Source organism: Pedobacter sp. N36a (genome assembly GCF_014472395.1).
GTDB lineage: Bacteria > Bacteroidota > Bacteroidia > Sphingobacteriales > Sphingobacteriaceae > Pedobacter.
In genome coordinates, this window is sequence record NZ_JACSZW010000005.1 from 331,213 (window position 1) to 344,457 (window position 13,245).

At 41.9% G+C, this 13,245-nt stretch carries 10 protein-coding genes and 1 riboswitch; of the genes, 5 read left to right on the plus strand and 5 right to left on the minus strand.

Annotated features, from left to right (window positions below):
- The first annotated feature begins 21 nt into the window (after positions 1 to 21).
- Positions 22 to 2,544, plus strand: a complete 2,523-nt coding sequence (locus H9X96_RS12415; protein ID WP_187666580.1) for a zinc-dependent metalloprotease — start codon at positions 22 to 24, stop codon at positions 2,542 to 2,544.
- A gap of 86 nt (positions 2,545 to 2,630) precedes the next feature.
- Here H9X96_RS12415 and H9X96_RS12420 read toward each other — a convergent pair whose 3' ends face one another.
- The 3 genes from H9X96_RS12420 to H9X96_RS12430 all read right to left on the minus strand — a co-directional run bounded on the left by H9X96_RS12420 (position 2,631) and on the right by H9X96_RS12430 (position 5,031).
- A complete protein-coding gene (locus H9X96_RS12420) occupies positions 2,631 to 3,623 on the minus strand; it encodes a cytochrome-c peroxidase (RefSeq protein WP_187666581.1) in 993 nt (330 codons plus the stop codon).
- A 53-nt stretch (positions 3,624 to 3,676) separates the two neighbouring features.
- Complete coding sequence (locus tag H9X96_RS12425) at positions 3,677 to 4,444, minus strand: TSUP family transporter (protein ID WP_187666582.1); 768 nt, start codon at positions 4,442 to 4,444, stop codon at positions 3,677 to 3,679.
- Positions 4,445 to 4,539: 95 nt separating this feature from the next.
- A complete protein-coding gene (locus H9X96_RS12430; RefSeq protein WP_187666583.1) occupies positions 4,540 to 5,031 on the minus strand; it encodes a lipocalin family protein in 492 nt (163 codons plus the stop codon).
- Between the two features lie 187 nt (positions 5,032 to 5,218).
- Here H9X96_RS12430 and H9X96_RS12435 point away from each other — a divergent pair, with 187 nt between their 5' ends.
- From H9X96_RS12435 to H9X96_RS12450, 4 genes are all read left to right on the plus strand, one after another.
- Positions 5,219 to 6,334: a PLP-dependent aspartate aminotransferase family protein gene (locus tag H9X96_RS12435; RefSeq protein WP_187666584.1), complete on the plus strand. Its 1,116-nt coding sequence runs from the start codon at positions 5,219 to 5,221 to the stop codon at positions 6,332 to 6,334.
- 171 nt (positions 6,335 to 6,505) lie between these two features.
- Positions 6,506 to 6,619: riboswitch (SAM riboswitch) on the plus strand.
- Between the two features lie 229 nt (positions 6,620 to 6,848).
- Entirely contained in the window at positions 6,849 to 8,156 is a 1,308-nt protein-coding gene (locus tag H9X96_RS12440; RefSeq protein WP_187666585.1) for an O-acetylhomoserine aminocarboxypropyltransferase/cysteine synthase family protein, read from the plus strand.
- A gap of 24 nt (positions 8,157 to 8,180) precedes the next feature.
- The gene (metX, locus tag H9X96_RS12445; protein WP_187666586.1) at positions 8,181 to 9,239 is read left to right on the plus strand and encodes a homoserine O-acetyltransferase; all 1,059 of its coding nucleotides are present in this window, start codon (positions 8,181 to 8,183) and stop codon (positions 9,237 to 9,239) included.
- Between the two features lie 7 nt (positions 9,240 to 9,246).
- Entirely contained in the window at positions 9,247 to 10,488 is a 1,242-nt protein-coding gene (locus H9X96_RS12450) for a homoserine dehydrogenase (RefSeq protein ID WP_187666587.1), read from the plus strand.
- 111 nt (positions 10,489 to 10,599) lie between these two features.
- Here the strand turns inward: H9X96_RS12450 and H9X96_RS12455 are convergent, their stop codons facing one another.
- A complete protein-coding gene (locus H9X96_RS12455; RefSeq protein WP_187666588.1) occupies positions 10,600 to 11,940 on the minus strand; it encodes a dihydrolipoamide acetyltransferase family protein in 1,341 nt (446 codons plus the stop codon).
- 50 nt (positions 11,941 to 11,990) lie between these two features.
- Entirely contained in the window at positions 11,991 to 13,238 is a 1,248-nt protein-coding gene (locus tag H9X96_RS12460; RefSeq protein ID WP_187666589.1) for a competence/damage-inducible protein A, read from the minus strand.
- Positions 13,239 to 13,245 lie beyond the last annotated feature (7 nt).

Here is a 13,245-nt window from a genome sequence, read left to right on the forward strand (position 1 = left end):
AAATATCAATTTAATCTGTTCATGAATTTCGAATCTACCTTTAAACAAAAGAATAGCAGCCTGACAAGGGCTGCTTTCTTCCTCCTATTTCCTGTTCTCATCGGCGGAACCGCCTTTGCACAGCAAACAAAATGGCCTGGCAGCATGGCCGGAAAAGCGGTACAGGATACCACCTCAAAAAATGCGGTAAAAAAAAGCACCATCAAAAAGTTCTCAGAAATTATCCCTGCAGGCACGAAAGCCGATGAAGGATTGTTCAATGTATATAAAGTAGATCAGAAATACTTTTTTGAAATCCCGGATTCACTATTGGGCAGAGACCTACTGGTCGTGACCAGATTTACACAAACACCTGTGGCTTTAAGAGAATCCAGAGCGCAATATGGTGGTGAAATGCTGAACAACCAAGTTTGGAATTGGGAAAAGCACGACAAACAAATATTCATCAGAGTTCCTAACTTTAAATTCGTAGCAGATAAATCATCAGATTTACATCAGGCATTGGAAAACTCTAATGCACTGCCTATTCTTGCCGCTTTTGACATTAAAGCTTTCAGTGCAAATGGCAAAGGTGTTTTAATCGACGTTACCGACTTTTACAACGGTGATATTCCTGGAATGTCTTTACCAGAAGGCCTGAAAAAGACCTATAAAATTGCTGGCATCGACAATACCCGCTCTTTCATTGATACTGCAAAAAGTTTTCCTACCAACATAGAAGTGAAAACGGTAAAAACTTATAGAAGTCCGGAATTGCCGACTGATAAAACTGTTGGTGCGATGACCTTTGGTTTAAATACTTCCATGTTATTATTGCCTAAAGAACCAATGAAAGCACGTCTGGAGAACAAAAGAGTGGGTTACTTCACAGAAAGACAGCTTGATTTTGGTGTTTCCGACAAACATGTTACCCCTACTGCTTACATTCAAAGATGGAAGTTAGAACCAAAAGATGAAGCGGCTTATAGCCGTGGTGAGCTGGTAGAACCAAAAAAACAAATCGTATACTATATAGACCCTGCAACGCCTAAAAAGTGGGTTCCTTTCTTAATTCAGGGGGTGAACGACTGGAATACTGCTTTTGAAGCCGCAGGTTTTAAAAATGCAATTATAGCTAAAGAAGCACCGACTCCTCAGCAGGATCCGGAATTTAGTACCGAGGATGCACGCTATTCTGTGATCCGTTATTTTGCCTCTTCTACTGAGAATGCTTACGGTCCGAGGATTGCAGATCCAAGATCCGGAGAGATCATGGAAAGTCATATCGGCTGGTATCACAATGTGATGTCACTGTTGAGAAGCTGGTTTTTCGTACAAACAGCAGCGATCAATCCACAAGCTAGAGGTTCAGAAATCAGTGATGCTCAAATGGGACAGCTAGTTAGATTTGTGTCTTCTCATGAAGTAGGTCACACCTTAGGTTTACTCCATAACTTTGGCTCCAGTGCAGCATTTCCTGTAGATTCTCTACGCTCAAAAACCTTCACTGCAAAATATGGTACCGCTCCTTCCATCATGGATTATGCGCGTTTCAACTATATCGCGCAGCCGGCGGATGGTGTAACAGAAATTTATCCTAAAATCGGTGCTTATGATCAGTATGCCATTAAATTCGGTTATACTTATTTCCCTGGCGACAAATCTTCTAAAGAAGAGAAAAAGACGCTGGATGCCATGATTTTGAAAAAGGCTAAAGACCCCTTGTATTTTTATGGAAAACAAGGTTCTATAGATCCACGTGCACAAAGTGAAGACCTGGGCGACAATGCCATGAAGGCGAGTACTTACGGTATTGAAAACCTGAAAAGAATTCTTCCGAATCTGGAAAAATGGACGTATGAACCTGGTAAAGAACTGGAAGATGTAAGTGATTTATATTACGAGGTGATCCGCCAATACAGACGCTACGTCAACCATGTGGTGGCTAACATCAGTGGCTTGCAAGAAGATGTAAAAACGGTAGACGAACCGGGTGCAGTGTACAGCTATACGCCAAAAGCGAAGCAGCAGCAAGCTGTAGCTTTCTTAAACAAACAGGTTTTCAGCACGCCAAACTGGCTGTTAAACCCTTCCATTTTAGCAAGAGTAGATTATGGGGTAGTGAACCACAGGATTACAGAAATGCAGAATCAGGTATTAACTTCGCTATTGGAAACTTATGGTTTCGCCAGAATGATTGATGATGAGACGAAAAACGGAGCGAATGCCTATACCGTGAACAACCTGCTGACTGATTTACGTGGTTATATATTCAATTCAGAGACACCAGATGTTTTCAAAAGAGCATTGCAAAGGTCTTACACAGATCGTTTAGGTGTGTTATTGAAGTTAGATAAACCGGTGGTAGAATCGGGTTATGCAATTATGGGCATTACTCCTTACAATCCTAATATTTCGGACATGAGGCTGATGGTACGTTCAGAATTGAAAAAACTACAGACCAATGTAAAAGCATTACAGGCAAGCACAACTAATACATTGATCAAAAGTCATTATGAGGACCTTGCCGATCGCATTTACAAAATGTTGAACCCTAAAGTTTAATTCCCGGAAATTCCTATCCTGGTTATTTTGCAAAAAGCCATTCCTTTTAACAGGAATGGCTTTTTTTATAGTGGGACCGATTATACTTACTGAAGTGTCATTTTGTTGATAAAAGCCTCGTCAGTCAGCGTTTTCAAAAAGGCCACCACCTTTTTCTGCTCCTGATCTGTTAATGGGACTCCTGCTTTTCCATTCGTCTGCATTAAGGGATCTAAATCCTTTTCCTGATGCACACCAGTCGCATAGTGTACCATCACTTCTTCTAAAGTAGCAAAACGGCCATCATGAAAATAAGGTGCAGTAACTTCGATATTTCTTAAAGAAGGAACTTTAAACTTTTTCACCGGATCATTCGCGGTACTTGTTCCGATATTTCTCAAAGATTCATCGGTAAACAAATCGCCCGCATGACAAGTAGCACATTTCTCTTTGAAAAGCTTTAAGCCTCCCAGTTCTGCTGGGCTAAAGGTATTTTCTTGTTTTACCACGAGTTTATCATAACGTGAATTTGCAGACACCAGCGATAGCAGGTATTGTTCGATCACTCCGGTTACATCTTTTTCCTGTATCGTATCTACGCCTAAAACCGATTTGAAGTAATGCTTATATAGGGGAGAAGCATTCAGTTTAGCCACCACATTCAGCATGGTCTCTCCCATTTCTGCCGGACTGGTTAAGGCATTAATTGCCGTGTTACGCAAATGCGATTCTCTTCCATCCCTGAAAAAAGAAGCCTTCCATTGCAGGTTCATTAAAGCGGGCGTATTCTTTGTACCATGGATATTTTCATTGACCCCTGGGTTGATTTTTATCCCTTTACTCGCATAGCCGTCAGTTTGATTGTGACAGGAAGCACAGGCTACCTTTCCATTTTTAGAAAGCAATGCATCATCAAATAACTTTTGTCCGAGGGTAACCCCCTCTACTGTCAACGCAGGTCCTTGCTGCACAATTGCCGGGAAATTAACCGGTCTTCTCACTGCCACATCGGTTTTAATCGTCGACAAGCCAAAGGCGAAAACAGCGATCAACAGACCGAAAATCAAAATCCCAAACACAAAAACTTTATTCTTCTTCATTAAATATCAATTGGGCACGAAAAAGTAACCTTCCTCAGCGCCATAAACAACAATTATGCTTTGATAAAAATATCATAGGCAAACCTCAGGATCGTCCCGAAAACCACTAGTAAAAAAAAGATGCGTATAAATTTATTGCCTCTCAGCAGGGCAAGTTTGGTTCCCAGAAATGAACCGCCCACATTGCAGAAAGCCATAGGAATGGCAAACTCATAAAGGATGTGTCCGGTGCTTCCAAAATAGCAGATTGCTGCGATATTGGTGGCCATATTGATCAGTTTTGCGCTTGCACTGGCATGCAGGAAATCATAACCCATTAAGGCAATGAAGGCAAGAATGAAAAATGTACCTGTTCCAGGGCCGATTAAGCCATCATAAAAGCCAATGGTAAAACCAAAAAGCAATCCGATCAGCAACTGCTGAAGCACCGTATGCTCCTTTTCCTGGTGGACACCAAATTTTTTATTGAAATAAGTATAAACCGCAACCATAATAAGGATGGCAAAAACGATCGGCTTTATAATGGTATTGTCGATCAGCGTAATGCTGTGTGCGCCCAATACCGCTCCGATAAATGCAGCTATTGCAATGTAAATCAGCAGCGGCCAGTTTAGCTTTACGTTCTGTGAGTACTTCCAGGCGGCAAAAGCAGTTCCGGAAAGAGAAGGGATTTTTGTGGTTCCAAAAAGTGTAGCCACCGAATACTGAGGTAACACAATCATGATGGCAGGAGTTTGGAGTAATCCACCACCACCCACAATCGCATCGATAAAACCGGCAAAAAAAGAGACTATACAAAGTATAATCAGGTCTGACATCATAGTATTCCCTTAATGCCGCAAAATTAGGCTTTTTTAAGCACAAAAAAAGGGACCCAACCACGAGTCCCTTTACCTAAACCAAATTTAACCAAAAATTATTTTGCTGCTTTCGAGAAATGTAACACGATATAAGCTGTTGCATTGCCATATTCTACTGGTGATTTGATCACCAATGATTCTTTTGAAGAAGTGGACATTACTAAACGGTAACCTTCAGTTACGTTTTTAGCTTTATCGCCTTCATATATTTTCTTAAACTGGAAAGTCTGATCCGGTACACTTGCCGACCAATAAATAGATTGTGTTCTCGCTGCGCAATTGCCGCCGCCTGGTAAGCTATAACTACCGTTGCCGCTGTTTGTTAATCTCCAAGTACCGCCAACAAAGCAATTTGGAGCTGCTTCACCAAATAATGATTTAACAGAAGCTTCAGGAATCCCTTCATACGTAATGTCATTCAATACCCAGGTACCAGTAACATCACCTCTCTTCACCACTTCAGTACCTGTTCCACCTTTTGGAGAACAACTTTGCAATACCATTAATGAACTGCATAAAATGGCTGCGATCAGGAATATTCTTTTCATATCAATCTGTTTTTTTATTTGTTTAATTTTCATTGTTTGTGAACCTGCTGACAAAAATGCACTTTTTACCATATTAAGTCACAATACTGTTTCAATTACATAAATCTTGCCAAAACTTCAGCAGAATATTTTTTACTTTTAGCTTTGTGGGCTTCAGCTCCCCAATTAACTATTTATCCACCTGAAAATGAAACCAGAAACTTTAGCTATACATTCCGGAAATTTATATAAATCCGCTACTGGCGATGTTACACCGCCTATTAATTTGTCCACAACGTTTTTTAGAGATGAAGATGGTGGCTATTCTGGCGGACACATGTACAGCCGTGTCAGTAACCCGAACCGCTCTGCTTTAGAGAAAGTATTGACAGATTTAGAAAATGGTGCAGATGCCTGTGCGTTTTCTTCAGGAAATACAGCAGGGATGTCTCTTTTTCAGGCCTTAGCTCCAGGAAGCCATATCATCGCTCCTGACGATATGTACTGGGGCTTCAAAAAGCAATTGCAATCGATCTTTGCAGATACCTTAACTATTGATTTCATAGACCTGACCAATATTGCAGGGATTTCAGCTTATATTAAAGAAAACACGGTGATGATCTGGGTGGAAACACCTTCTAACCCATTACTAAAGATAACAGACCTAGCGGCTATTTCTAAGATTGCCAAGGCCCATGACCTTTTACTGGCTTGCGACAGCACCTTTGCTTCGCCATGCTTACAAAAGCCCATTGAGCTGGGGGCAGATATCGTGATGCATTCTTCTACCAAATATATTGGTGGACATAGTGATGTACTGGGTGGTGCTTTAATCACGGCCAAAAGGACACCATTCTGGGAAAAAGTAAGGAACATACAGCAGATTGGTGGTGCAGTACCTTCCCCATTTGATTGCTTTTTACTATTAAGAAGTGTAAAAACCCTTCCTTACCGCATGCGTGGTCATTGCGAAAATGGAATGGCATTGGCCACCTACCTGGAAAAACATCCAAAAGTGGAAGCCGTATTTTACCCTGGCTTACCTGCACACCCTCAGCATGAAATCGCAAAACAACAGATGAGTGGTTTTGGAGGGATGCTATCCATTCTAGTCCATGGTGGCGCCGAAGAAGCACGCCGAGTAGTCAATACCGTACAACTGTTTGCTCAGGCAACCAGTCTGGGGGGCGTAGAAAGCTTAATTGAACACCGTGCATCTGTGGAAGGCCCGGATACCAAGACACCACAGAATTTAATTCGGATCTCTGTTGGACTGGAACATATAGACGACCTAATCGAAGATTTTAAACAAGCTTTAGATTAAAAAATCCTTCAAATCACGCAACGACTACCTTGTGTCATAATTTTATAGCGCTATAAATCAACTATTTGCAAAATAATCAGAATTATATTTTGGTTATTTTGTGAATAGCTTTACATTTGTACTATTATTAGCGAAAGCTATTCAAGTCAACACCCTCTTAAACTGGGTTTTGATTTATAAAGAAGTGGCGAGAGACAGGCTCTTTGACCCACTGGCAACCCTCCCAAAATGGAGAAGGTGCCAATTCCTGACCGGTTCGCATGGTGCGTTCTGGAGAGATAAATTAAGACAATGAAAACAGTTAAAATTACATCAGATTCTTTTAATTATTGTAGTAAACAGCGTACAATTTGTATGTGCTGTTGCATGCGATAAATTCAAAAATCTTCCTTTTGCATTCTTGATCCATCCGGAAGGCCTCCATTGAGGTACACTATACGCCTATATCCAATCCTGATTCAACCACAGGAATGGAAAACCTAAAACTAAATTTCAACCTTTTAAACGATAAAATATGTCAACCCACCATAAATTCGAAACTCTTCAGATACACGCAGGTCAGGAAGTTGATCCTACAACAGGTTCAAGAGCTGTACCTATCTACCAAACTACTTCTTATGGATTTAAGAATTCTGAACATGGCGCAAATCTGTTTGCTTTAAAAGAATTCGGTAACATCTATACCAGAATCATGAACCCAACCACAGATGTTTTTGAGAAACGTGTGGCTGCATTAGAAGGCGGTGTAGCAGCAGTGGCTGTAGGTTCGGGAATGGCCGCACAATTTATCGCATTAAACAATATTCTGGAAGCCGGAGACAACTTCGTTTCTTCTTCTCATTTATATGGTGGTTCTTATAACCAGTTTAAAGTAGCTTTCAAGCGCTTAGGGATTGAAGTGAAATTCGCGAATGGCGATGACGCTTCAGATTTCGAAGCAAAGATTGATGCCAATACCAAAGCGCTTTATTTAGAAAGCATTGGCAACCCATCTTTTAGTATTGCCGACTTTGAAAAAATCTCAGCCATTGCCAACAAACATGGCCTTCCATTAATTGTAGACAACACATTCGGTGCAGCAGGTTATTTGTTTCGTCCATTGGAACATGGTGCACACATAGTAGTTCAATCGGCTACAAAATGGATCGGCGGACATGGAACCAGCATTGGCGGTGTGATCGTTGACGGTGGGAATTACAACTGGGGCAATGGTAAATTCAAGCAATTTACTGAACCTTCGGAAGGATACAATGGATTGGTATTTAATGATGTGTTTGGCATCGGCGGTCCCTTTGGCAACATACAGTTCGCCATCCGTGCCCGTGTAGAAGGCCTTAGAGATTTCGGTCCTGCCCTCTCCCCTTTCAACTCTTTCCAATTAATTCAGGGATTAGAAACACTTTCACTTCGTGTGCAACGTCATGTAGACAATGCGCTGGCATTAGCCACCTGGTTAGAAAACCATGAAGCAGTGAAAAAAGTAAACTATCCAGGTTTGGAAAGCAGCCCTTACCATGCCAATGCAAAGAAATACCTGCAGAATGGTTTCGGTGCCGTACTTTCTTTTGAACTTCATGGAGAGAAAAGCCAGGCTACCACATTAGTGGATTCCTTGAAATTAGTAAGCCATGTAGCGAATGTAGGTGATGCGAAAACACTGATCATCCAACCATCTGCAACTACACACCAGCAGTTGAGCGAATCAGAGCAGATTTCTGCAGGAGTAACGCCAAACCTATTGCGCGTTTCTGTAGGCATCGAACATATTGACGACATCAAAGCGGATTTTGAACAGGCATTTGCCATTATCTCCGCTAAATAATAACCTTACTACCAAAGCATCACAATGAGCACTACTTCCACCTATACTCACACCAAAGTTTTCAAACTTGAAAATGGCAAGAAATTGCGCAAGATCGAGCTTGCTTACCAGACGTATGGAAAATTAAACGCCAAGAAAGACAATGTAATCTGGGCTTGTCACGCCTTGACAGCGAATGCAGATGTGCTGGACTGGTGGAAAGGATTGTTTGGCAACAATGACCTGTTTAACCCTGAAGAGCATTTCATCGTATGCGCCAATGTATTGGGCTCCCATTATGGCAGCACCAATCCATTAAGTGTAAATCCTACTACAGGATTGCCTTATTACCTGGCTTTCCCGGAAGTAACAATCCGTGATATGGTGGCTGCCCACCGCTTATTGGCCAAACACCTGGGTATAGAAGAAATTAAAGTACTCATTGGCGGATCATTGGGTGGCCAGCAAGCCGTAGAATGGGCAATTGAAGACAATACAGCTATACAAAACCTAATTTTGGTAGCCACAAACGCTGTTCATTCCCCATGGGGAATCGCTTTCAATGAAAGTCAGCGTTTAGCGATTAGCTCCGACAGGTCTTTCTACGCCAATAAACCGGATGGTGGATTAAAAGGCTTAAAAACAGCACGCAGCATTGCTTTATTATCTTACAGAAGCTATGATGCCTATACCGCCACTCAATTGGAAAGCGTGAATGAGAAAACAGGATCCTTCCGCGCTTCTTCTTACCAAAACTACCAGGGCGAAAAACTTTGCAAACGCTTCAACGCTTATAGTTACTGGTACCTGAGCAAAGCGATGGATAGTCATAATGTAGGCAGAAACCGGGGCAGTATCATCGATGCGCTGTCCACTATTAAAGCCAATACCCTAGTAATCGGCATAGAAAACGACGTGCTGTTCCCGATTTCGGAACAGCAGTTCCTGAGCAAACACATTCCTGATGCAGAATTTTTTAGTGTAAACTCTGCGTATGGTCATGATGGATTCCTGATTGAAACGGATGTCCTGACCAATGTGATCGGGAATTTCCTAAAAGAAAGCACAAACAAGAAAATAATTAAATTACATAAAACAGCATAGTACTTAGATGAGCAAGAAACTTAAAATTGGATTATTTGGATTTGGAGTTGTAGGTCAGGGATTACACGATATTATTCGTGGTCAGGACCTCAACCTGGAAATTATTAAAATCGCCATCAAAAATCCAGAAAAGAAACGCAGCTTAGATGCACACCTTTTCACTACTGATCACGACGAAATCCTGAATAACGAAGAAATCAATACCATTGTAGAATTGATTGATGATGCAGATGCCGCTTATCACATTACAAAACGTGCATTGATTAGTGGTAAAAATGTAGTTTCCGCCAATAAAAAAATGATTGCCAATCATCTTGCTGAACTGGTAGAACTGCAGGAAAAACATGGGGTATCTTTATTGTATGAAGGTGCAGTATGCGGTAGTATTCCAATCATCAGAAACCTGGAAGAGTACTATAACAACGAACTGCTGCATGGTATCAGCGGTATCTTTAATGGTTCCTCGAACTATATTTTGTCTAAGATTTTCAATGAAAACATGGAATATGGTGTGGCCTTAAAGCAAGCGCAAGACCTTGGTTTTGCGGAAACTGATCCGATTATGGATGTGGGTGGTTACGATCCGAAATTCAAACTGGCCATCGCCACAGCACATGCTTATGGTTTGTTTATCGATCCATCTGACATTTTGAACATCGGCATTCAAAACCTGAATGACGACGACATCAGGTATGCAAAAGAGAAAAACTTCAAGATTAAACTGGTTCCTACCGCACGTAAAATCAGCAGCAAACAAGTGGTAACTTATGTACTCCCTAAGTTTGTGAAATCTGATGATTTCCTTTTCAATGTAGAAAATGAATACAATGGCGTTACTGTTCAGGCAGCTTTCGCTGACAAGCAGTTCTTTTTCGGTAAAGGCGCTGGTGGTCACCCAACAGGTGCTGCCGTACTTTCCGACATCGCTGCCTTAAGATATGATTATCGTTATGAGTATAAAAAGTACCATCAGCAAAATGGTTTGATCCATACTGATCACGTAAACATTGAAGTATATCTGCGTTACTCAAATGAGGATACGCTAGCACAGTTACAGGTAGAAAATATCGTAGAGCGCTTTTCACGTCAGGATTACAAATATGTAATCGGAAGCATCAGCTTGAAAACATTATTGGAAAACCGTAGTTTACTGGAGCAAAAAGAGGTATTTATTGCCCATACCGGAAGGTATACCTATACGGAAGAACAGGTTCAAACTGTGACCGAAGAGGAAGTGTTTTTTAACTAAAGTAGTTTTTGTTTTGATCGTAAAAGGGCCCCGGAAATTCCGGGGCCCTTTTCGTTGATTAAATATTCCAATCAGCCACGTAAAGCTCCTTAAGGTCTTTACACGAAAGTTTTAGATTTCTCTGTTGACATCCCAGTTTTCTAGGTAATCTGCCACGCGGCGTACAAATGATCCACCTAATGAACCATCTACTACCCTATGGTCGTAAGAAAGAGAAAGGAACATCATGTGACGGATCGCAATCACATCACCATATTCTGTTTCCAATACTGCTGGTTTCTTTTTAATGGCACCCACTGCTAAAATTGCCACCTGAGGCTGGTTGATGATGGGCGTTCCCATCACGTTTCCAAAAGAACCAACGTTGGTCAGGGTGAATGTACCGCCTTGAGTTTCGTCTGGTTTCAATTTAGAATTACGTGCACGTACAGCCAGGTCATTTACAGATTTGGTTAAACCTAAAAGGTTCATCTGGTCTGCATTTTTGATCACCGGAACAATCAGGTTGCCGCTCGGCAATGCTGCTGCCATACCAATATTAATGTCTCTTTTCTTAATGATTTGTGTTCCATTTACAGAAACATTGATCATTGGGAAATCTTTGATGGCTTTGGTTACCGCTTCAATAAAGATCGGTGTAAAAGTTATTTTTTCGTTTTCACGTTTCTCAAAGTTACGTTTCACTTTTTCACGCCACATCACCATATTGGTTACGTCGGCTTCTACAAAAGAGGTCACGTGTGGTGCATTCTGCACGCTCATCACCATGTGATCGGCAATCAGCCTGCGCATCCTGTCCATCTCAATGATTTCATCACCACCACTCACACTAACTGCCGTAGCTGCTTTTGCAGTATTTGCTGCCGGCTGACTCACTGCAGCTGCAGTTGTGGTTACAAGTACTGACTCAGTCTTAGCTGCTCCACCTGTTCTTTGCTGTATATAGTTTAAAAGATCGTCTTTTGTTAATCGTCCTTCTGCTCCAGTTCCTGAAATGCTGTCCAGCTCCGACAATTCAATATTTTCCTGAGCGGCGATGTTCTTCACCAATGGTGAATAGAAACGATCTGAACCTTGCTTAGGGGCCTCTTCAGCGTTATCATTGGACAACAACTGCTCGGTACCTGGGATTTCTGCTAAAACTGCTTCAGCCTGTTCCTGCGGCACTACAGTTTCTACTGCTTCTGCAGCTGGTGTAGCGGCTGCATTGGCGTCTGTTTCGATAATTGCAATGACTGCACCTACCTGAACTACCTCATCTTCATTAAATAACTGCTTAACTAACTTACCGGCGATTGGTGATGGAACTTCAGAATCCACCTTATCTGTAGCTATTTCCAAAATCGTATCGTCCAATTCTATCATATCTCCTGGTTGTTTAAGCCATTTGATAATGGTTGCTTCCGCAACGCTCTCCCCCATTTTAGGTAACAATAATTCGTATTGAGCCATTTTTTATTTTCTAATTGGTAACAGGTACAAAAGTAAAGTATTTCGGACACTTAATCCTCATGTTGCCTGAGTTCATTCAAAATCATTGATAAAGCGGCGGCGGCAGAGCGCTCAATATTCTGTGTTCTTTTGTTGCCAAAGCTGAAAACTTTAGACACCACACCTTTGGCATGAGCTACTGCAATCCAGACAGTTCCCACTGGCTTATCCGGCATTCCGCCATCTGGTCCGGCGATCCCGCTTACCGCTACGGCATAGTCCGTTTTAAAATTTTGAAGCGCACCTAATGCCATCTCTTTTACAGTTTCTTCACTTACGGCACCATATTTAGCCAATGTCTCTGCTTTAACGCCCAGAAGGGACATTTTGAGGTCATAAGAATAGGTAACCGCTCCGCCTTCATACACCGAAGAGCATCCGGGATGCTGCGTAATCAGGTGTGCAATATAGCCTCCGGTACAGCTTTCAGCAGTAGAAAGGGTTAATTTTCTTTGCTCCATAAAGTTCAGAATCGCCTTTTCAAGGGCAATGTCTTCTTCGGCAACCACATGATGCTTTATCCTCGCTATGATCTGCTGGGCATAAAAATCTACGGCTGCTTTCAGCGGTGCTTCTTCTTCACCTATGGTACTCAGGCGCAAACGCACTTGTCCGAGTTTAGGCAAATAGGCCAGCTTAATATTTGGCGGCAAACTGTTTTCTATGTCTTCGATTTCCATGGCGAGGAAGGATTCCCCGATATTGGAAGTGAGTATGGTTTTATGGTAAATGACAGGCAGTTTAAAAGCCGCTTTAATCCTTGGGATGATTTCATCGTCCATCAGGTACATCATTTCGAAAGGAACACCTGGCATCGACACAAAGATCTTTCCATGCTGTTCAAACCACATACAAGGTGCGGTCCCGTTTTTATTCTTGATCACGGTACAACCTTCCGGAACATCAGCCTGCGTTCTGTTGAGGTCAATCATCGGACGGTTTAAACGTGCAAAAATTTCTGTGACATGGTTCAGGGTTTCTTCATCTCTTCGGAAGCCCATATTGAAATATTTAGCGAGGGTTACCTTGGTGATGTCATCTTTGGTTGGACCTAATCCGCCAGTCATCAGGATCACATCAGCCCTGCTTTCTGCCAGTCGGAGGGCCTCCATAATGTGGTCAGCATCATCGGAAACGGAAGTGATCTGTTTCACTTTCATCCCAATCTGATTCAGCTGTTTGGCCATCCAGGCGGAATTCGTATCCACAATTTGTCCGATAAGGATTTCATCGCCTATGGTAATAATTTCTGCCAGCATAAAAATT